This is a genomic window from Corynebacterium sp. c25Ua_89 (assembly GCF_047459735.1).
GTDB lineage: Bacteria > Actinomycetota > Actinomycetes > Mycobacteriales > Mycobacteriaceae > Corynebacterium > Corynebacterium simulans.
Genome location: NZ_JASBOD010000001.1, coordinates 209341 through 228904 on the forward strand (window position 1 = coordinate 209341; position 19564 = coordinate 228904).

The 19564-nt window shown below is 60.7% G+C and carries 18 protein-coding genes and 1 tRNA gene; 13 read left to right on the top strand and 6 right to left on the bottom strand.

From position 1 onward, the window contains the following. The first annotated feature begins 105 nt into the window (after nucleotides 1–105). Both yedE and yedF read left to right on the top strand, forming a co-directional pair. A complete protein-coding gene (gene yedE / locus QKB66_RS00990) occupies nucleotides 106–1362 on the top strand; it encodes a selenium metabolism membrane protein YedE/FdhT (protein WP_311518112.1) in 1257 nt (418 codons plus the stop codon). A gap of 49 nt (nucleotides 1363–1411) precedes the next feature. Continuing rightward, a complete protein-coding gene (gene yedF, locus QKB66_RS00995; protein WP_096336685.1) occupies nucleotides 1412–1717 on the top strand; it encodes a sulfurtransferase-like selenium metabolism protein YedF in 306 nt (101 codons plus the stop codon). A 33-nt stretch (nucleotides 1718–1750) separates the two neighbouring features. On the opposite strand, the gene selD is transcribed toward yedF, so the two are convergent. Next, nucleotides 1751–2749 (bottom strand): selenide, water dikinase SelD, encoded by a 999-nt coding sequence (gene selD / locus QKB66_RS01000; protein WP_414252492.1) that lies wholly within the window; start codon nucleotides 2747–2749, stop codon nucleotides 1751–1753. Between the two features lie 118 nt (nucleotides 2750–2867). Here selD and QKB66_RS01005 point away from each other — a divergent pair. From QKB66_RS01005 to selB, 3 genes are all read left to right on the top strand, one after another. Beyond that, a tRNA-Sec gene (locus QKB66_RS01005) sits at nucleotides 2868–2962 on the top strand. 46 nt (nucleotides 2963–3008) lie between these two features. Next, the gene (selA, locus tag QKB66_RS01010; RefSeq protein WP_070518683.1) at nucleotides 3009–4370 is read left to right on the top strand and encodes an L-seryl-tRNA(Sec) selenium transferase; all 1362 of its coding nucleotides are present in this window, start codon (nucleotides 3009–3011) and stop codon (nucleotides 4368–4370) included. Between the two features lie 3 nt (nucleotides 4371–4373). Continuing rightward, nucleotides 4374–6158, top strand: a complete 1785-nt coding sequence (gene selB / locus QKB66_RS01015; protein WP_311518113.1) for a selenocysteine-specific translation elongation factor — start codon at nucleotides 4374–4376, stop codon at nucleotides 6156–6158. Here the strand turns inward: selB and QKB66_RS01020 are convergent. Further along, a complete protein-coding gene (locus QKB66_RS01020) occupies nucleotides 6155–7573 on the bottom strand; it encodes a hypothetical protein (protein ID WP_414252493.1) in 1419 nt (472 codons plus the stop codon). The two genes, selB and QKB66_RS01020, sit on opposite strands and share 4 nt — an antisense overlap. A 32-nt stretch (nucleotides 7574–7605) precedes the next feature. Then, complete coding sequence (locus tag QKB66_RS01025; protein WP_248091287.1) at nucleotides 7606–8685, bottom strand: hypothetical protein; 1080 nt, start codon at nucleotides 8683–8685, stop codon at nucleotides 7606–7608. Between the two features lie 121 nt (nucleotides 8686–8806). Between QKB66_RS01025 and zupT the strand changes: the two genes are divergently transcribed. After that, nucleotides 8807–9607 (top strand): zinc transporter ZupT, encoded by an 801-nt coding sequence (zupT, locus tag QKB66_RS01030; protein WP_070732856.1) that lies wholly within the window; start codon nucleotides 8807–8809, stop codon nucleotides 9605–9607. Between the two features lie 34 nt (nucleotides 9608–9641). On the opposite strand, the gene QKB66_RS01035 is transcribed toward zupT, so the two are convergent. Genes QKB66_RS01035 through QKB66_RS01045 form a run of 3 tightly spaced genes read right to left on the bottom strand, consistent with a single transcriptional unit; the run spans nucleotide 9642 to nucleotide 11834 of the window. After that, nucleotides 9642–10562: a DUF808 domain-containing protein gene (locus tag QKB66_RS01035; protein WP_414252494.1), complete on the bottom strand. Its 921-nt coding sequence runs from the start codon at nucleotides 10560–10562 to the stop codon at nucleotides 9642–9644. Nucleotides 10563–10617: 55 nt separating this feature from the next. After that, entirely contained in the window at nucleotides 10618–11154 is a 537-nt protein-coding gene (locus QKB66_RS01040; protein ID WP_248090796.1) for a DUF402 domain-containing protein, read from the bottom strand. Further along, nucleotides 11154–11834 carry a hypothetical protein gene (locus tag QKB66_RS01045; protein WP_414252637.1) on the bottom strand — a complete coding sequence of 227 codons (681 nt, stop codon included), beginning with the start codon at nucleotides 11832–11834 and terminating at the stop codon, nucleotides 11154–11156. Before QKB66_RS01045 ends, QKB66_RS01040 begins: the two co-directional genes overlap by 1 nt. Before the next feature lie 411 nt (nucleotides 11835–12245). Here QKB66_RS01045 and typA point away from each other — a divergent pair, with 411 nt between their 5' ends. The 7 genes from typA (at nucleotide 12246) to QKB66_RS01080 (ending at nucleotide 19536) form a co-directional block, all read left to right on the top strand. Beyond that, complete coding sequence (typA, locus tag QKB66_RS01050) at nucleotides 12246–14156, top strand: translational GTPase TypA (protein ID WP_414252495.1); 1911 nt, start codon at nucleotides 12246–12248, stop codon at nucleotides 14154–14156. A 222-nt stretch (nucleotides 14157–14378) separates the two neighbouring features. Further along, nucleotides 14379–15905, top strand: a complete 1527-nt coding sequence (locus QKB66_RS01055) for an ABC transporter family substrate-binding protein (protein ID WP_414252496.1) — start codon at nucleotides 14379–14381, stop codon at nucleotides 15903–15905. After that, on the top strand, nucleotides 15895–16764 hold the full coding sequence (locus tag QKB66_RS01060) for a PIG-L family deacetylase (RefSeq protein ID WP_414252497.1): 870 nt from the start codon (nucleotides 15895–15897) through the stop codon (nucleotides 16762–16764). The genes QKB66_RS01055 and QKB66_RS01060 overlap by 11 nt, the downstream gene beginning before the upstream one ends. Further along, nucleotides 16761–17141, top strand: coding sequence for a hypothetical protein (locus QKB66_RS01065; protein ID WP_062041289.1), 381 nt, complete (start codon nucleotides 16761–16763; stop codon nucleotides 17139–17141). Before QKB66_RS01060 ends, QKB66_RS01065 begins: the two co-directional genes overlap by 4 nt. 50 nt (nucleotides 17142–17191) lie before the next feature. Further along, nucleotides 17192–17515: a ferredoxin gene (gene fdxA, locus QKB66_RS01070; protein WP_061921740.1), complete on the top strand. Its 324-nt coding sequence runs from the start codon at nucleotides 17192–17194 to the stop codon at nucleotides 17513–17515. Between the two features lie 86 nt (nucleotides 17516–17601). Continuing rightward, nucleotides 17602–18705, top strand: coding sequence for a succinyldiaminopimelate transaminase (gene dapC, locus QKB66_RS01075; RefSeq protein WP_061921745.1), 1104 nt, complete (start codon nucleotides 17602–17604; stop codon nucleotides 18703–18705). 3 nt (nucleotides 18706–18708) lie between these two features. Next, complete coding sequence (locus tag QKB66_RS01080) at nucleotides 18709–19536, top strand: pseudouridine synthase (protein ID WP_061921748.1); 828 nt, start codon at nucleotides 18709–18711, stop codon at nucleotides 19534–19536. The last annotated feature ends 28 nt before the right edge of the window (nucleotides 19537–19564 follow it).

A 19564-nucleotide genomic window follows, 5' to 3' on the forward strand; every position in this document is an offset into this window, starting at 1 on the left:
GGGCTTTTCTCGTGGACCCTAATGCTTTTCAATCGGTGGGCTTCGCCTATTCTCTTTCTAGACGTAAAGCACACGCCGCGACTTGGATTGTGAAAGAAGAAAAAGATGTCCACCCCTTCTCGTAGTCTGCGCTCGTATGACAAGAAGTCTTATGACGCTTTTTATCGCACCCGCGTGGGACTCGCCCCAGGACCAGTCTTTGCCGTGTTGGGCATCCTGTCTGGTTTGTACTTCCTCATCACCGGGACTGTTTGGGCAGTCACCGGCGAGTTCACGCGCCTTGGCGGCCACGTCGTGGAGGCCTTCGGCGCTGATATTCAGGGCTGGAAATACTATGCAGAAGTAACCAAAATACAGGGCAATCCGCTTGAGCGCACTGATGGCTGGATCGTCATTGCGATGCTGATTGGTTCACTCATCGCGGCCCTGGCAGCAGGGGATTTCCGGTGGCGCATTCCGCCGCTCAAGCGCCGATGGGCACAAGCCTTGGTGGGCGGCATCGTCGCCGGATTTGGCGCGCGCTTGGCCTACGGTTGCAACCTCGCGGCGATGTTCACGGGCATTCCGCAGTTCTCGCTGCACGCGTGGATTTTCACCGTGATGACTGCGGTAGGTACCTGGGGCGGGGTGCAGGTGATCAAGCAACACTGGTGGCGTGGTCCCACGCGCCCGCGCCCGGCCCAGGCTAAGGACACCGGTGACGCTGATGCTTTAAGACGCCGCCGTATCCGCCACCTCGTTGTTGCCATCGGGATGTGCGCAGTGATGGTCGTGGTCACCATCGTCTACTTCATGACGGGCAAGAACATGTTGGCTGCAGCCGTGGTCTTTGGCTTGGCTTTTGGAATCCTCATCCAGCGCGGTCAGATCTGCTTTACTGCGGCCTTCCGCGATTTGTGGGTGACCAAGAAGACCAAGCTCGCGGACTCGCTGATTATTGGCTTGGCCGCGGCCGTCATCGTGACCTTCTTTGTCTTGCTGGGCACCGGAATGGAACCGCTGACGAAGCCGGCAGGATGGGGAACCGTGATCGGCGGCTTCCTCTTCGGGCTGGGCATCATCATGGCTGGCGCTTGTGAGACTGGCATGATGTACCGCGCAATGGAGGGCCAGCTGGTTGCGTGGGTTGCCTTTGCCGGAAACGTCATCGGCGCAACGGTACTGGCATATGGCTGGGATCATTGGGGCGTTTACGACACCTTGGTGGCAAACTCCTGGAAGCTCAACTTCTATGAGTCCTTTGGCCCATGGCCCGCACTTGCACTGACCTCGGCTCTGCTCGTGGGGTGGTGGCTACTTCAAGCACCGCGTCGTGGCGACCGTCGTGCGCGTCTAGAATCCCAGTACAGCCGTAGCGCGTAAGGAAAACACTGCAAAAACTGAGCTCTGTTAACAAAAGTAAGGACCTAGTGTGACCACACCTGATTTTGAAATCGACTTGTGTGGCGAGTCGTGCCCGTACCCGGTCATTCACACATTGGAGGCATTGCATGGCCTCAAGCCGGGGCAGATCCTGGAAGTAACCACTGATTGCCCGCAGGCTTATCGCAACGTGCCGGATGACGCCGCAGCAGCGGGCCACGAGCTCATCGGTGAGCCCACCCGCGAGGGCGCGCGCATGACGTTCGTGTTCCGACGGGGCGAGAAGATCCTCGGCACGCACCCCACCGCGGAAAAGTCCGGGTGGGTATCACGCCTGTTTAAGAAGGAGGCCTAGACGGCCCAGCAGGCCACGGCCGAAACCGCAGTCTTACTTGATGGTGATGAAGGCGCTGTCCTCAGAACCATCGTGAGCCACGGTGCGTCCGATGACTGGGTAGCCCGGTACCTCGCCGATGAGCAGTAGGCCGCCGGAGGTCTGGGCGTCGGCGAGGAAGACGAGCTCTTCTTCGCTAAGCTCCGCGGCATTGTCGATGTGCGGGCGTACCCAATCCAGGTTGCGGCGGGAGCCGCCTGGAATAAAGCCCTCAGCAAGAGCTTCTTTGGCGCCTTCTACGGCCGGAACCGAGCTGGCGTCGAGCTCAGCGGCGATGCCGGAGGCGCGCATCATCTTGTAGAGGTGGCCCAACAAGCCAAAGCCGGTGACGTCGGTAGCTGCAGAAATGCCAGCCTCAACTGCTGCGCGGGAGGCCTCGCGGTTGAGCGTGGTCATTGAGTCCACGGCCGCTTTGGAAACCTCACCAGTGGCCTTGTGCTTGTTGTTCAAGATGCCCACGCCGATGGGTTTGGTCAGCGTGATGGGAAGGCCCGCTTCCGCAGTGTCGTTGCGCATCAGCTTCTCCGGCGCCACGATGCCCGTGGCCGCCATGCCGTAGATTGGCTCTGGCGAGGTAATTGAGTGGCCACCGGTCACGGAGATGCCAGCTTGCGTCGCGACATCCATTCCGCCGCGCAAGACCTCGCGCAGAACGTCGAGGGGGAGTACCTCACGCGGCCAACCCACCAGGTTGATGGCGGTGACTGGGGTGCCACCCATGGCGTAGACGTCAGAAAGCGCGTTCGCTGCTGCCACTCGGCCCCAGTCATAAGGGTCGTTGAGCATCGGGGTGAAAAAGTCCGCGGTGGAAATTACCGCCAGGCCATCTTGAATCTTGACAGCCGCGGCATCGTCGCCGTCATCGAGGCCCACCAAAACGTTCGGATCGGCCTTGCCTACGAGGCCTTCGACGGCCGATTCCAACTCACCCGGCGGGATTTTACAGGCGCATCCGCCGCCTGCTGCAAAAGATGTCAACAAAATGTCGTTCATTATCCCGAGTGTACAACTGCTGGCAACATGCTGGGGCAATGGTGCTTTTGTGGATTCGCGCGGGCGCGGTGCTGGGCAGGGTGTTGGCTGAATTGGCCTAAGTGTAAACTCGTGCGATGGAGGCGTACGTGTCCTGGTGGGCGCCCCGGTCTTCAAAACCGGTGAGGCCGAGTAGCTCGGTCTGGCAGGTTCGATTCCTGTCCGTCTCCGCCAGCGTATCTGGCACCCGTGGCATCTCCCCGCAACCCAAGGAACGTTTGTGACAAGCAAGAGCGATTCGCAGCGGCAGGACGAGCGCCGCAACATCCCCCGTACCGATCAACTTTTGGCGCTGCCAGAGGCCCAAGCCGCGCGCGAGAAGCTCGCGGAACATGCAGTGCGGGCTGTTATCCGGGGCGTCGTCAAGCAGGCGCAAAGGGGAGCCATCGCGCCAGCGGATGTCACCGCCAAGGTCCGGGATGCTCTAAACAACGCAAGCCCGTATAGCCTGCGCCCGGTGCTCAACGCCACCGGGGTTATCGTGCACACGAACTTGGGCCGCGCGCCGCTTCCGGAGGTTGCCATCGCTGCGCTTGCCGATGCCGCCGCCTACACCGACGTCGAACTCGATCTTCCGGCCGGCGTGCGTTCTAAGGACCGCGGCCGCGGCGCCATCAATGCGCTGCTTGCAGCCTGCCCGGGCGCGGAAGATGCGCTCGTGGTCAACAACGGAGCTGCAGCGTTGTTGCTGGCCACCGCCGCTCTTGCCCCCGGCCAGGAAGTCATTATCTCCCGCGGCGAACTCATCGAGATCGGCGCCGGATTCCGGCTGCCGGAACTCATCGAATCCTCCGGCACGGTACTCAAAGAGATTGGCGCCACCAACCGCACCCACCTCGCCGACTACGAGGCTGCGCTGGGTAACAACACCGGCGCGGTGCTGAAGGTACATCCTTCCAACTTTCGCATCGAGGGCTTTACCACCGCCGTGGATGTGCCGCAGCTGCGTGGGGCACTGAAGAAGCACAATAAGTCTCGCGGAGAGGGCGAGGGGCAGGTCAGCCTCATCGTCGATCTGGGCTCCGGGCTGCTGGTGCCGGACCCGACCTTGCCCGAGGAGCCGAGCCTCAAGGAGCAGCTGGATGCCGGCGCGGACGTGGTCATCGCCTCTGGTGACAAGCTGCTCGGCGGGCCGCAGGCCGGCATCATCTTGGGCACCAAGAAGGCCATTGCTTTGTTGAAGAAGCACCCGCTCGCGCGTGCGGTGCGCATCGATAAGCTGCGGCTAAACGCCCTGGAAGCAGCGCTAAATGCGCCGGCGAATGCAGTTGAGGAGGCCCTGCATATTGATTCCGCCGAGTACCGCCGCCGCACCGAAGAGGTGGCGCAGGCGGTAGGAGGCGAGGTGGTCGCACACGCCGGACGTGTTGGCGGTGGTGGGGCACCTGAGTACCCGCTCGAAGGATTTGCCGTGGCCTTGCCGGAAAAGCTCGCCGCTCTTCTGCGCGTTGGGCAGTCGGCCGTGCTGCCGCGCGTACACCAGGGGCAGTGTCTTATCGATGTCCGCTGCATCCCTGCCTCCCAAGACGCCGCGCTCATCGCGGCCATCCGCAAAGCCCAAAAGCTACAGTCTGAGGAGTAAAAGATGTACGTCGTCGCCACCGCCGGCCACGTGGACCATGGAAAGTCCACGCTCGCGCGGGCACTTACGGGCATGGACCCGGATCGCTGGGAAGAGGAAAAGCGCCGCGGGCTCACCATCGACTTGGGCTTCGTGTGGACGCACCTGCCCTCGGGCGCCGATGTTGCCTTTGTTGATGTCCCAGGCCATGAGCGATTCTTGGGCAATATGCTGGCTGGCCTGGGGCCTGCGCCGGTGGTGCTTTTCGTTGTCGCCGCCGATGAAGGCTGGCAGGCTCAGTCCACCGATCACCGCGATGCCATCGCCGCGCTGGGAATTAGCCACGGCGTCGTGGCGCTGACCCGCGCCGACCGTGCGGATGATCAGCGTCGTCGGGATGTGCGCGCGGAGGTAGGCAGGCAGCTCGCGGGCACCGCGCTTGCCGACGCCGCCATCATCGAGGTCTCCGCTAAGACCGGGGAGGGCATCGAGAAGCTGCGCGCTGAGCTCGACACCGTGCTGGCCGCAGCGCCTGCTCCAGATGCCGAGCGGCGCGTTCGCCTGTGGGTAGATCGCTCCTTCAGCGTGAAAGGCGCGGGCACCGTGGTCACCGGAACACTTGGGGCAGGCAGCATTGCCGTGGGCGATCGTCTTGAGCTGCTCAGCGGCGGGGAGCTGGTCCCAGTCGAGGTACGCGGCCTGCACAGTGAAAATACGGCGGTTGTCTCAGCCCAGCCAGTCACCCGCGTTGCGGTAAACCTGCGCGGGGTGGAGGCAGAGGCGATTAGCCGCGGCGATAGCCTGCTCAGCCCAAGCACGTGGCGGGTCACACAAGAATTCGACGTGCGTCGGGTCTCTGGCGAAAGCCTAAGTGACGTGGTCCAGGAGCTCATCGCCCATACCGGCACGGCGGGCGTGGAAGCACGCGTGCGACCTCTCAGCGGCGACTTCGCGCGCATTCGACTCAGTGCCCCATTGGCTCTTCAGCTGGGGGATCGCTTTGTGCTGCGCGGGCCCGGCGCTCGCCACGTGTTGGCCGGCGTGGAAATTGTTGACCTCGTCCCGCCCGCGCTGCGCCGGCGGGGAGCCGCAGCCCGCCGCGCGGAAGAACTCGCGCAGCTGGAAGACTACCGCAATCCGGCACAGAGCCTGCGTCACCGCGGTTACGTGTTGCTCAGCGAGTTAGAACAGGATGGCTATGAGACCTCCGCGCCGCCTGCCGGGGTGATTGCCTTTAACAAGTGGTGGATAACCGCCCGCCAGGTGGGACAGTGGAAGCAGGCGCTCAATGATGCCGTACAGGAACACATGGCGGCTAAGCCGCTGTCTGTCGGCCTGCCGCGCGGTGCCGCCCGTGATGTATTGGGTGTCGAAGAAGATAGCCTGCTCAACCTAGCTGTTGCCGCGGCGAAGCTGGAGTCCGCCGAAGGCGTTATTCGGCTGCCCGGCGCTGCGGTTAACTTGGGCGAGGCAGAAGCGGGCGTTGCCGAGCTGGAGCGCCGGCTAAAGAGAGAGCCCTTCGCCGCGCCGGAGGCCGCGGACCTACGCGAGCTTGGTCTAGGAAATAAAGAGCTTGCCGCAGCTGAGCGCGCCGGGAGACTGCTGCGCCTAAAAGACGGCGTGGTGTTGCTGCCCGCGGCAGTCGCGGAGGCAAGAACCCGCCTGCAAGAAATCGAGCAGCCCTTTAGCACCTCGCAGGCGCGTCAGGCGCTTTGCACCACGCGCCGGGTTGCCATCCCGCTGCTAGAGCAACTGGATGCGAAGGGGATTACCCGGCGCCTCGATGGCAGCCTGCGCGAGCTTGCTTAGTCGTAGTAGGCGTAAACGCCGGTGGCCGGGATGGTCTCGCCGGCCTCGCCGAAGTTGGCGAATAGGGTGGAGCCTTTAAAGAAGAGGTTCTGGGTATCGAAGAGCGGCACGGCCTTCGGGTTCTTTTCCTCGACCTCCAAGGTCTCCAGGTTGAGCTTGTAACGCTCGGTGGATTCCTCGGTCTTGCCGGTAGAAAGGTACAGAGACTGGCCATTAGAAATAGCCGAGATGCCCTGCTCCTTGTAGTCCTCGGTCTCGAAAGGTTCGGTCATCTTCTCGTTGGAGACTTCCCTCACCTGCTCGCCGCTAGCCAGATCGATGACCTTGATGCCGGCATCTTTATCCAGCAGCGTCAGATGATTGCGCACGATGGTGCCCGTAGGACTGGAGACGTGGGCGGGATCCTCAGGGTCGTCGAGCGGGAAGGCATCGCCAAGCATGCGCGGGCCTTGCTGCTTGTCGTAGACAAAGGTTGGGCGCGCTGCGTTGTCGGAGAGTCCCACTAGGAAGTCGTTGTTGTGCAGCAAGGTATAGCCCTTGGCCTCGGGCGGCAGCTCGCCGTCGTTGAAGCCCGGGGAACCCGCATCCACCAAGACGGTTTCCTCGCCGCTTAGGGCATCGACAGCAACGAGCTGATATCCGGCCTCGCTGTTGCGTTCGGCGATATAAACATAGGAATCCTGAATGCGGAATTCCTCTAGGCGGCGCTGCGAGGTATTCGCCGGCGGCTCTGGCTGATTGACGGTCTTTGAGGTGGCATCAGCAAGCGAGAGCGTGAAGATTTGTGGGGCTTTGTCCTCCGGCACATCGTTTAGGGAAAAGACCAGCTTTTCGCCCACCTGGGTGATGGCGAAATCACTCATCTTCTTCCCGGCAAATTCCTGCGGCAGCTCGAAAGGCTGGGTGACCAGGGGAGCGCCGTTACCGCCGTTGAAGATGTAGAGCATCGGGCCTGTGACTTCGTTCTTGTCCTGTTTAAACGGCACTGTCGCCACGGTGGCAAAGGCATTGGCGCCTTCGAATTTGATGGGTGCGCACATGCCATCCCAGGACTTCATGTCGGCATCGTCGAGGCCGTAGTCCACCTCGATTTCGTGGTCCTCCAAAGTCTTGGCATCGGCAACAGCTTGGAAGGTATCGCCTTTGAAATCCCGGCATTGCTCCATCGCTCCCGATGCGATGGATGCGCCGTGGGCGGTGGGCAGTCCGTACTTTTCGCTGCCGAGTCCTGCGGCGACCTCTCCTGGGACCATCTCCGACATCGGGCGGGCAATCGGCTCTTTCGGCTTTTTCTGGTGCAAGCCTTGGATGATGCGCGGGTTGGCGGACTCGCCCTCGCCGCAGGCAGCCAAAAAGAGGCTGCCAGCCAGCACGGTCGCGCCGATGCGCAGCAAGCGCCGGTTGTGGGAAAGCATTGTTAAGTCCTTTCGGTGGGAAAGCTGCAAGTCTACTTGCGGTGGTGCCCGCCCCGCTGCCGCGAGGCCGCACGTTCAGAGCGTCGTGCGCGCACACGCGCTGACTCCGAGGAGAAGCGACCCGGCGCCGCAGCGACGGGAAGCTGCCGCCATGCTAACGCTTGTTGGCCTGGGACGTGGTTGACGAGGCTTGCGAGCTCGCTACGCGGTGCAGGCTCTGCCAGCGGTTCAGGTTTGTCCGCTGGTTCCGGTTTTACTACTGCTTCCGGGGCAGGCTGTGCCGCTAGAGTCACCAGGCGCGCGATTTTCTTGGCTCCGCGCGGCAGGCCGGCATGGAAGTCTGCGGCCTCGAGGCCGGTCTCCCAAGCCTGCGTGGCCACGGGCTCGACGGCAGGAGGGATGGCGGGCGCTTCGGGCGGCACGCGCAGGGCGGGGACGGCGGGGGAGAAGAACTCGGTGGCGCCCACCTCGGGCACGTCGACAGCGATGCGGCCGTCGGCGCAGTAAGCACGGGCAGCGATAGCGGCATCTTGTGCACTGCCACGTTCCAGGATCGCACCGAGGTGTGGCTGTTGTTGTGTGGTGCACACGCGGCCCAGGACGAAGCCTGGGGTAGCGGCGACAATATCGCCTTCAACCAGATGCAGCGAGACGAAGATCTGCTGGGTAATTAAGCGCGAAAGTTGAGATTCATTAAGCTGCCCGGTTGCGGTATCGATGAGGAGGCCGAGGCCGCCCTGCAACAGTACGGAGCCTGCGGGTTGCTCATTGACAGGCACCATCCACGGGGCAAGACCGAGGTTAACCGCGACGTCGATAGTCGCGTCCTCAGACACGAGCTCAACCGTAGCGTCAGTTGCGACTCTAAACCCTGAAGCACGCACTCGCTGCAGGGCAGGAAACTCCGCAGTTTCCGCGGCGTCGAGATAGCCTAAGATGCCAAACTCGCTGCGCACACGCCAGCCGCCGCTGAAAGCCTCGGGCTCGAGCGTGACCGCCAGCGCAAGCGGCCCCTTGTGCAAAAGCGGGAGGCTGAGCGCTACCGAGTGGACTACATGCTCGAGAACTGCGACGTGAGTGACGCCGAAGTAGCTTTTAGCTAGTGGGTACATGCTCACGTCCAACGAGGGCCTCCAAATCTTTAAAGGTTTATAGGCTTCTAGCCTACGCATTTAAAGCCTACGCACCACGGAGTGGGGGCTGGGGCGCGCTAATGTTCTAGAGTCTTAAGTTATGTATACAGCGTCTTCCTTGGCGGTGGCTTTCGGTCTTACGCTCTTGGCCGGCTTATCGACGTCCATCGGCGCCGGCATCGCCGTCAGTAAACGCCATGCTGGTCCGGCTTTCATGGCTGCCGCGTTAGGTCTTTCGGCTGGCGTCATGCTTTATGTCTCTTTCATGGAGATCCTGCCGACGGGCCTCGAGCAATTGACGGATGCCTTTGGCGGAAAGAAGGCAGGAACCTGGGCGGTGGTGCTCGCGTTTTTCGTCGGCATCGCGATAATTGCGGTTATTGACCGAATCGTTCCGGAAGAGATTAATCCGCACGAGCCTGCCACCACGGAAGAAGAAGCACGCCGCAAGCGGCTGATGAAGACGGGCGTGTTTACGGCCTGCGCCTTGGCCTTTCATAATTTTCCGGAAGGTTTTGCCACCTTCCTCGCCGGCTTGGAAGACCCACGTATCGCGATTCCGGTAGCCGTGGCGATTGCGATTCACAATATTCCGGAAGGCATCGCAGTCGCGGTGCCACTACGGGAAGCCACGGGCTCGAGAGCCAAAGCCTTCTGGTGGGCTACGGTTTCGGGGCTCGCCGAGCCAGTCGGGGCAGCGGTGGGCTTCGTTCTCCTGCTGCCGCTGATGGGGCCTGCCACGATGGGCTTTAGCTTTGCAGCCATCGCCGGCATCATGGTCTTCATCTCGCTTGATGAGCTTTTGCCCACCGCAGAGGAAACTGGTGAACACCACCACGCCATCTACGGGCTGATTGCCGGAATGGCAGTGATGGCGCTGTCGCTGCTTATGTTCCTGTAATCGTGTAGACGAGAAAACCTGGAGGGGTTCGCGACTACTTACCGAGAGCCTTCTTGAAGCCTGTGACGATGCCCAAGACGATGGCGCCCAGGACAAAGCCGAAGGCCATGGAACAGACGGTATCTACGGTCCAGGACAGCGCGCCGTTGGAGATGGGTTCGGTCAGGTGGTGGATAAAACCGTGCGGCTGGTTGATGCCGAACTCGTGCAGCCCCTTGATGACGATGTGGCCACCTACCCACAGCATTGCCGCCGTGCCGATGACGGAGATGATGTCCAGAACTACCGGCATGCCCTTGACCAAGGCGTTGCCGACGGCGGACTTGCCTTCGTTGCGCTCCAGCAGCTTAATGCCAAGGTCGTCCATCTTGATCAGCACGCCGACAGCGCCATAGACCGCCAAAGTGATAACGATGGCGACGATGAGCAGCGCGCCTAGGCGCATCCAGAAGCTTTGGTCAATGACCTCGTTGAGCGAGATCACCATGATCTCAGCGGACAAGATAAGGTCCGTGGTAACGGCAGACTTGACCAACTTGTCTTCGGCGTCTGGATCCTTTGTGTCCGACTGTTCTTCTTTTTCTTCTTCTGCGCCATGCGCTGCGAAGTAGTGGAAGATCTTTTCTGCGCCTTCAAAGCACAGATAAGTACCGCCGCACATGAGAATGGGGGTCAGCGCCCACGGCGCAATCCAAGACAACAGTAGTGCGATCGGCAAGATGATGACGATCTTGTTGATGAGCGAGCCCTTGGTGATGCGCCAAATGATAGGCAGCTCGCGGGCTGGGGTAACGCCGGAGACGTACTGTGGCGTAACGGCGGCATCGTCAACCACGACGCCCGCCGCCTTTACCGAGGTCTTGCCAGCTAGGGCAGCGACGTCGTCGGCGCTGGAGGCTGCCGCGCGAGCGATTACCGCGACGTCGTCAAGCAGTGCAAAAAGTCCACCGGCCATGGGGAATAAGCATCCTTAATATGAAGGGGTAAGTAACCCTAAATATCTTACGCAACTACTCCGCAGGCGTCAGGTTGATAGAGTCTGCCCAAGAAAGCTCGATGCCGAGGGCGCGCAGCCAAGCCATGGAATCGTCGCCGTATCGGGTAATGCCTTCGACCGCGACGAGGGTACGGTCCATAGCGCGCTCTGCCTCTTCTGCCGAGATAAAACCCGCGGAGGTGGCTGCAGCCAGCTCGTCGATGTCGAGAACGTCGATTGGCTCGCCCGTGTTGGAGACCAGATCGACGTAAAGGTCACGGGTAGTCCAGACTCCATCCTTGTTATCGATGTCAGCGATATCGAAGTAGAAGTCCTGGTGTGCCTCAATCCCTTCTCGGAAGTGGAAGATATTCGCGCGCAGGCCCAGTTCAGGCAGCAACCAAGATTCGAGGTAACCAAAGCGCGGATGATTAGCACCGCGGGCCATGTAAAGACCAAATTCGGTTTCTTTGTAGGTGTCTACCTCGCGCAAGAAGCCCTTTGGATCGATGTTGATGTTTTCCGCTGTATTAAAGGTTTCTTGCTTGACAGGGTGCAGATCGACGCTCATTAATTAACCTCAAGGAAGGCGGCAGTTGGCGGAAATGCGCACGCGGAATCTTGGGTGTTGACGGAACCGGACAAGATGGCCACGACGGTGCCCTTGCCCGTGGTGGCGCGGCCTGAGACGGTGGTGGGGCCGTCGGCGTTGATGCCGTTGTTGAAAAGCGGGGTAACGCCGGACTGGAAGGTGTCCAGGTTGAACCACTGGACCTTCATGTTGCCCTGCTCCTTAGCCGCAGGGGAAGTGCCCAGTGCCGTGAAGAGGAAGACTGCCTCACCTGGACCTGCGCCCGGCGCTGGCATCTTAGTAGGGCCCGGGACGGCGATGGCAGAGCCCATGGAATCGCCCTGGCCCCCGATGCATTTTGCGGAGACGGTAGGCCAGTAGAACTGGCGGAATGCCGGGCTTTGGCCCTCAGGCAATTCCACGCCTGGATCGCCTCCTTGGCCCAGGCTGAAAGCAAGTCCGGAGAGGATGGCGCTGCGAATGTCGTTAGGAATCCATGGCTGTGCGGCGAATTCGCGGATACGATTCTGGGTTGCCTCATTGGGACGTCCCAGCGAATCCAGCGGGGAGTGCGACATTGCCTGTGCTTCCAGCGCGGCCAGGTCCGGGGCGTCTGCCTGGGCCGGTGCGATAAGGGGAGTAGCTAGACCGATGAGCGCCGCGGTAGCGGCAGCAATCATGCCGGAGCTCGCGCGGAGGCGGCGTCCGTTGTTGTGCTCGGAGCTAGGTGCGGTGCTCGAGGTGCTCACGATTATCAGATTCCTTGAATTGGGTGCAGGAGACGGAAATGGGTGCGAGATGCTTGACTATAACATTCGGCACATTGGTCACAGTAGTATCTCTGGTAACAATATTCACTTTTTTCTTGCGGTCAAGTTTCTTACGGTCAAGCCAGTTTCTAAAGCGAAAGTGTGTCTCAACCCGTCTTTCGTTCGGAGTTATAGATTTGTTACAAAACGCTGGCTCCTGCGATTTCCCGCTTCAGTGGGGTGTTCCAATGCTGCAAATTGCAAACTTGCAGAGTATATTTAGACCCCGTTCAAAATCTTGCGCTTAAGCGTTCCAACTTTGCTTTAAGGAGCACCCCACCAGTGACTAATACCGAGTTCCGTAACGTCGCCATCGTCGCCCACGTTGACCACGGTAAGACCACCCTCGTCAACGGCATGCTGGAGCAGTCCGGCGCTTTCGGTGACCACGGCGAGCACACGGACCGCGTCATGGACTCCAATGATCAGGAGCGCGAGCGCGGCATTACCATTCTGGCGAAGAACACCGCTATTCACCGCAAGGGCCTGGGCAAGGACGGCGGCGACCTCATCATCAACGTTATCGATACCCCGGGCCACGCCGACTTCGGTGGCGAGGTCGAGCGCGGTATCTCTATGGTTGACGGCGTCGTGCTGCTAGTCGACGCCTCCGAAGGCCCGCTGCCACAGACCCGCTTCGTTCTGACCAAGGCCCTGGAAGCCAAGCTGCCGGTCATCATCTGCGTTAACAAGACCGACCGCCCAGACGCTCGTATCGACGAAGTCGTCAACGAGTCCCACGACCTCCTGCTGGAAATCGCCTCCGGCCTAGAGGATGAGGAAGCAGCTGTTGCTGCAGAAACACTGTTGGATCTGCCGGTACTCTACGCTTCCGGCCGTGAGGGCAAGGCTTCCACCGAGAACCCAGGCGACGGCAACGTTCCCGCGGCTGAGGACCTGCAAGCGCTCTTCGACGTCATCTACGAGGTTCTGCCGGAGCCATCCGCTTCCGTCGACGGCCCGTTGCAGGCGCACGTGGCCAACCTTGACTCCTCTGACTTCCTGGGCCGTATCGCTTTGCTGCGTATCTACTCCGGCAAGATCAAGAAGGGTCAGCAGGTTGCCTGGATCTCCTGGGATGAGGACGGCAACGAGGTCGTCAAGAACGTTAAGGTTGCCGAGCTGCTGCGTACCGTCGGCTTCGAGCGCCAGCCAGAGACCGAGGCTATTGCCGGCGACATCGTCGCCATCTCCGGCATCCCAGAGATCATGATTGGCGATACCATCGCTGATGTTGAAAACCCGGTTGCTCTGCCGCAGATTCACGTTGATGAGCCGGCAATCTCCATGACCATCGGCGTTAACACCTCTCCAATGGCTGGCCAGGGCGGTGGCGACAAGCTGACCGCACGTATGGTCAAGGCTCGTTTGGACCAAGAGCTTATCGGTAACGTGTCCCTGAAGGTTCTGCCGACCGAGCGTCCTGACGCTTGGGAGGTACAGGGCCGCGGCGAGATGGCGCTGTCCGTTCTGATTGAGAACATGCGCCGTGAGGGCTTCGAGATGACCGTGGGTAAGCCACAGGTTGTTACCCAGGTTGTCGATGGCAAGACCATGGAGCCATACGAGATGCTCACCATCGATACTCCTTCCGAGTACCAGGGCGCCGTTACCCAGCTGCTGGCTACCCGCAAGGGCCAGATGCAGTCCATGGACGTCCGCGAGGGTGACTGGGTACGCATGATCTTCCGCGTTCCGGCGCGTGGCCTCATCGGCTTCCGCACCCAGTTCCTGACCGAGACCCGCGGTGCAGGTATCGCTAACTCCATCGCCGATGGCCTGGATAGCTGGGCAGGCGAGATCAAGTCCCGTCCGACCGGCTCCCTGGTTGCTGACCGCTCCGGCCAGATCACCGCATACGCACTGCAGCAGCTGGCTGACCGTGGCGAGTTCTTCGTCGAGCCAGGCATGGAGGCTTACGAGGGCATGGTCGTTGGCGCTAACAACCGTGATGAGGATATGGACATCAACATCACCAAGGAAAAGAAGCTGACCAACATGCGTTCTGCCACCGCAGACGCAACCGTCACCCTGGCAAAGGCGCGTACCCTTTCCCTAGATGAGGCGCTTGAGTTCTGTGGCAACGACGAGTGCGTTGAGGTTGCTCCGAACGTCATGCGAGTGCGCAAGGTCGAGCTTTCCGCTACTGACCGTAAGCGTGCAGCTTCCCGTGCGAAGCAGCTCAACAAGTAACGCTTAGGAGATTAAAGCGCGGCCGTTTTGGGGTCGCGCTTTTCTTTTGCCAGAAAACCTGCATTCGAACCATCGAAGAGCGCCGTAAACACAGCGTCAAATTCCAAGCAATGCCTGCCCTCCGACTAAAGTGGTTCCAGATCTAGGTAGAAGGGCGGTATCAAAGTGCGAAAGCTTGGCGCGGTAGTGGTTGCCTCATCACTTTGCCTGCTCACCTCGTGCATGGCCAATCCAGGACCGCCGCCCATCGAGGACAAGCCGGCTGCTGAGAGCACCCAGACCGAAACGTCGACGCCCGAGAAGAAGGAAAAAGAGGACGGCGTCGAGCGCGAGACCGTCGCCATCGGCGTCGATCCGCTCCGCGGCGGACTCAATCCGCATCTGGTAGCCAACAACAGCGAGCTGGTCAGCCAGATTGCAGAGCTCGTCCTTCCTTCTGCTTTCCACGGCGAACACATGGATTCCGATGTGCTGGCCAGCGCGGAGGAGGTAGAGCCGCCGAAAGGTGTTGCCCAGCGCGTGGTGTACAAGATTGCCTCGCCGGCGCAATGGTCCGATGGCACTCCGATTAGCGGCAGTGACTTTCACTACCTGTGGACCCAAATGACCTCTAACCCCGGAGTGGTGGACCCAGCGGGCTACTTCGCCATCGAGGACATCAGCACGTCCTCGGCAGGGCGCGTTGTGGTGGTGGATTTCAAGCAGCGCGTATCCGATTGGCACCGCCTTTTCGCGCACCTTCTTCCTTCGCACCTGCTGCAGGACACCGAGTTCACGACAGCTCTTGCCGACGGCATCCCTGCATCCGCTGGGCGCTATGCCGTCGAGGCCGTCGATCGCGGCAGGGGAGTTATTACGCTGAATCGCAACGACCGCTTCTGGGGGGCGGGGCCCGCGCTTGTCGACGTCGTCCAGCTGCGTGCCGTCCGTGATACCAGTCAGGCGGTCAACATGTTGCGCTCGGGCCAGGTGGGATTTGTGGACTTTACTCCGGAACAAACCTCGCTGGAGAGCCTCAGTTTGCTGAGCAACGTCAACGCCGGGACCGTGACCCGTAATCGCCAGCTGCGCCTGCACTTTTCCGCCCGCGAAGGCGCGTTGCCAGAGCAACGCCAGCGTCGCGCTTTGGCCTCGCTCATTGAGACCGACCAGGTCGCTCGCCTGGCGGCGGGCCGTGCCTCGGAGTTGCGTCCGGGCCAAAACCCGGTCAACGAAGAAGTAGACCTGACGCCACTTCGCGAGCGCGCGGGCCGCAAGCCGCTGCGCATTGCAGCTGATCCTACGCATCCGGAAGCTATGGCGGCTGCCAGCACCATCGTCGACGTCCTCGAAGCACAAGCAATTAGTGCAGAGGTAGTCTCTGAGCGCACTCAAACCATTGCCGGCGAGATGCTGCCGGAGGCAGAGGTGGACGCCGTGGTGGCCTGGGAGAATGCAAACGTGTCTCCGGAGAGTCTGGCCAGCCTCTATATGTGTGAAAACGACGACGTACGCGCCAGCGATATCTCCGGCTTTTGCCCTGCGGAGGCAGAGGACATGCGCGGCGACATCTTGTCTGGACGCATCACTCCGGATGCGGCCTTGGAAAAGGTCCGCAAACTCAATTCCGATGAGGTGCTCTACGTACCTTTGATGGACGAGGTGCGTATCCATGCTTTGGGCAGGGGTATCCTTGGGCCCGGTCAACGCATCGAAGATTGGGATGCAGGGCTTATTACGGCACCGATGTGGAGGAAAGATGAAAAGTAATGATTTGCGCGGCTACCGCGTGGTGGCCGTACATGCTCACCCAGATGACGAGGTGCTTTTTACCGGCGGAACACTAGCTGACATGGCTGCAAGAGGCGCTGAGGTCACGGTCATCACGGCCACGCTCGGCGAGGAAGGCGAGGTCATTGGCACGCCTTATCAAGGCTTGTGCAATGCAGACCAGCTAGGCGGTTTTAGGGCACGTGAGCTTTCCGACGCCCTCGATATCTTGGGCGTCCACGGTATTCAACTCGGCGGCTTTGGCTTCTTCCGCGATTCCGGCATGGAGGGCTCACCGGCTCACGAGAATCCGCGTGCCTTGGTGCGCCGCATTGACGAGGCAGCAGATTTGTTGCGCGAGCACTTTGCGCAGCTTCGCCCGCATATCGTGCTGACATACGGGCCGGACGGCGGCTATGGCCACCCAGACCACATCGCCGTGCACCAGGCAGTCCACGCGGCCGCAGCACCAGACCAGCGCATCTGGTGGGCAATCTTCGAACGCGGCGCGCACTACAGCGCGCTTGAGACCATCGGCGCACCGGAGGGCTGGCGAAAGCCGGACCGGGGTTACCTCGACAATTTCACCAACGAGGGCGCTGACGTGGAATACCGGCTTGACGATGCCGCGCTAGCCGCCAAGCGTCACGCCATGGTCGCCTATGCCACGCAAATTTGGGTGGCTGACTCCACAGTGACTCAGACGAACCCGGTAGCGGCTGCGGCGGCCATTGGGGACCCAGCGGCGTCGCCAAGCGCATATGGCCTGTCCAATCTCCTTGTTATGCCGTTGCTGCGTGCCGAGCACTACCAGCTGGGGCAGGGCGAGCCTGCAGAAGCGCTTCTGGAGGGCCTGTGATTTTGAATGAATACTCACGCGGCGAGCAGATAACCGGCCTGGCCTGGCTGTGCCTAGGTGCGCTGACCTCCCTGGTCCTAGAAGTTGTCTACCTCACCGCCAGGTTGCCGCTGCCGGGTGGGACAAGCGTGGCTTTTCCTATCACGATCGTTCTAGCCTGGTGGTTTAATACAGTGCTCACGCGCACAGCAAGGCTCTGGAGTGATAATGCCTACATCGGGCTTGTTCCTTTGGCGGCTTGGCTGCTGGGATACTTCGCATTCGTGCTGGGTGCGGTCGTGACTGGCGATATGTGGCTGGCCAATAATATTCTTTCGCTCCTGCTGTTAATCGCCGGAATCGGGGGCGGAATTTTCCCATTTTTTGCCCAAAAGTGACATACTGTTAGACATCCCAAAACCCGTGAAAACAGGAGTTTTAGCACCTCATGACTTACACTATCGCGCAGCCTTGCGTCGATGTGATGGACCGCGCTTGCGTTGAAGAGTGCCCCGTCGATTGCATCTACGAAGGCAAGCGCTCCCTGTACATCCATCCTGACGAGTGCGTAGACTGCGGCGCTTGTGAGCCTGCTTGCCCGGTTGAGGCAATCTTCTATGAGGATGACGTTCCGGATGAGTGGATTGATTACAACGACGCTAACGCTGCGTTCTTTGATGATCTTGGCTCCCCAGGTGGAGCTGCAGCGCTTGGTCCACAGGACTTCGACGCTCCGCTGATTGCGGCCCTTCCTCCGCAGAACCAGGATTAATTCCTGCTGCCCGGACCTCACGCATTTGGGTCCGGGCTTTAACTTTTCCCACTGCCTACCTTGTAAATAAGGAGCTTGAACTAAGAATGGCTCGCCAACCGCTTGGAAATAGCCTGCCGGACTTTCCATGGAACTCGCTTGCTGAGGCGAAGAAGAAGGCTCAGTCGCACCCAGATGGCATCGTGGATCTTTCCGTGGGCAACCCGGTCGATCCGGTAGCTCCGGGCGTGCAGCTGGCGATGGCTTCGAACGCGGAGGCTTCCGGCTATCCCACCACGGCGGGCACTGCGCAGCTACAGGAAGCCATCCGCGGTAATGTTGCGCGCCGTACGGGCGCTCAACCTTCCTCCTTCGGCGTACTACCGGTAATCGGTTTGAAGGAGTCTATCGCTTGGCTGCCGACGCTGCTGGGCATGCGCGGCCAGCGCGTCATCATCCCTTCCGTGGCTTATCCGACTTACGAGGTGGGCGCGCTGATTGCTGGCGCACACCCAGAGCGCGCGGACGATCCTCGCGACTTTGGCGATGCAGAACTGGCCTTTATCAACTCGCCGTCGAACCCGACCGGCCGAGTAAAGACCGTGGAAGAGATGCGTGCTGTGGTGGCATGGGCACGTGAGAACAACGCCATTGTGGCCTCTGACGAGTGCTACTTGGCGTTGGCATGGGACGACGAGAAGAAGCCGGTTTCCATCTTGGATCCGCGCGTGACTGACGGCGATAACACGGGTCTTATCGCGATGCACTCGTTGTCGAAGTCTCATAACCTGGCCTCTTATCGCACGGGCTTTTTCGCGGGCGATGAGGCGCTTATCGCGGAGCTTCTCGAGCTGCGCAAGCACGCAGGCCTTATCGTTCCAGGGCCGATTCAGGCTGCGATGGTTGAAGCGCTAAACGACGACGATTCTGAGACGCTGCAGGTGCGCCGCTATGCCGCCCGCCGCGCTAAGCTCCTGCGCGCACTAACTCGCGCCGGCTTCCGCATCGAACACTCTGAGGCCAGCATGTACCTGTGGGCGACCCGCGATGAGCAGTGCCGCATTACCGTGGATTGGCTGGCCGAGCGCGGAATCTTGGTTGCCCCGGGTGACTTTTACGGCCCATCGGGTGATAAGTTTGTGCGCATTGGTTTGAACGGCACTGATGAGCGTATCGACGCGGCTGTGGCCCGCCTTGCTGCTGACAACTAGCCCGTGACCTATCGCCCGCCAGCCCGCGAGGGGATTTCTCCGCGCAAAGTAGTCCTGCAGGCAGTTGTGCCCGCTGACACCGAGTACTTCGCGGCCGCGGCGGGCGATTCGCCGTTTTCACCGGGGCAGCTTCTGCCTGCGGGAATGGCGCTTTCACGTCCGGTTCCTGCCTGGTATCACCCTGATGTGCCCGAAGAGAGGCCGATTCCCTTCGATTACACGATGCTTTATGAAGACCACGACCTCATCGTCGTGGACAAGCCACACTTTTTACCCACGACCAGCAATGGGCGATTGGTGCGCGAGACCCTACAGACACGCCTGCGCATGGATTTCGGTGAAGATGACATTGTGCCGCTGCACCGCCTCGATCGCCTGACTGCCGGGGTAGTGGTGTGCTCACGCAACCTTCGCACGCGTGGGACGTATCAGAGGCTTTTTGCTGAGCGCAAAGTAACCAAGACCTACTATGCGCGCCTTTCTGCCTGCCTGGAATACTCCGGAACGGTTGAGCTTTCCATGCACAAGGTCAAAGGTAGCCGTCAAGTCTCGCTCGGCGGTACGCCCACGTTGACCCATGTGGAGGCACACGGCTACGCGGCCTCGCTCATCCCGCACACGGGACATACCCACCAGCTGCGGGTGGTCTGTAACTACTTAGGCGCTCCCATCCAAGGCGACGACACCTACCCGATAGACCGCGGGCTCGACCTCTACGACTTTTCCTCGCCTCTCCAACTCGTGGCGCACCGCCTAGAGTTTGCAGATCCGTTATCCGGCACACGCCGCGAGTTTTCCACTTTGCGGCAATTGGGCGGTAACCTGAATTAGTTATCGATTAACCGGAAAGAGGAACGCG

Excerpts from the sequence above, each read along its gene's own strand:
- yedE (WP_311518112.1), top strand. The coding sequence starts at position 106 with ATGTCCACCCCTTCTCGTAGTCTGCGCTCGTATGACAAGAAGTCTTAT.
- selD (WP_414252492.1), bottom strand. The coding sequence starts at position 2,749 with ATGAACGACATTTTGTTGACATCTTTTGCAGCAGGCGGCGGATGCGCC.
- selB (WP_311518113.1), top strand. The coding sequence starts at position 4,374 with ATGTACGTCGTCGCCACCGCCGGCCACGTGGACCATGGAAAGTCCACG.
- QKB66_RS01020 (WP_414252493.1), bottom strand. The coding sequence starts at position 7,573 with ATGCTTTCCCACAACCGGCGCTTGCTGCGCATCGGCGCGACCGTGCTG.
- QKB66_RS01025 (WP_248091287.1), bottom strand. The coding sequence starts at position 8,685 with ATGTACCCACTAGCTAAAAGCTACTTCGGCGTCACTCACGTCGCAGTT.
- zupT (WP_070732856.1), top strand. The coding sequence starts at position 8,807 with ATGTATACAGCGTCTTCCTTGGCGGTGGCTTTCGGTCTTACGCTCTTG.
- QKB66_RS01035 (WP_414252494.1), bottom strand. The coding sequence starts at position 10,562 with ATGGCCGGTGGACTTTTTGCACTGCTTGACGACGTCGCGGTAATCGCT.
- QKB66_RS01040 (WP_248090796.1), bottom strand. The coding sequence starts at position 11,154 with ATGAGCGTCGATCTGCACCCTGTCAAGCAAGAAACCTTTAATACAGCG.
- QKB66_RS01045 (WP_414252637.1), bottom strand. The coding sequence starts at position 11,834 with ATGATTGCTGCCGCTACCGCGGCGCTCATCGGTCTAGCTACTCCCCTT.
- QKB66_RS01055 (WP_414252496.1), top strand. The coding sequence starts at position 14,379 with ATGGCCAATCCAGGACCGCCGCCCATCGAGGACAAGCCGGCTGCTGAG.
- QKB66_RS01060 (WP_414252497.1), top strand. The coding sequence starts at position 15,895 with ATGAAAAGTAATGATTTGCGCGGCTACCGCGTGGTGGCCGTACATGCT.
- fdxA (WP_061921740.1), top strand. The coding sequence starts at position 17,192 with ATGACTTACACTATCGCGCAGCCTTGCGTCGATGTGATGGACCGCGCT.
- dapC (WP_061921745.1), top strand. The coding sequence starts at position 17,602 with ATGGCTCGCCAACCGCTTGGAAATAGCCTGCCGGACTTTCCATGGAAC.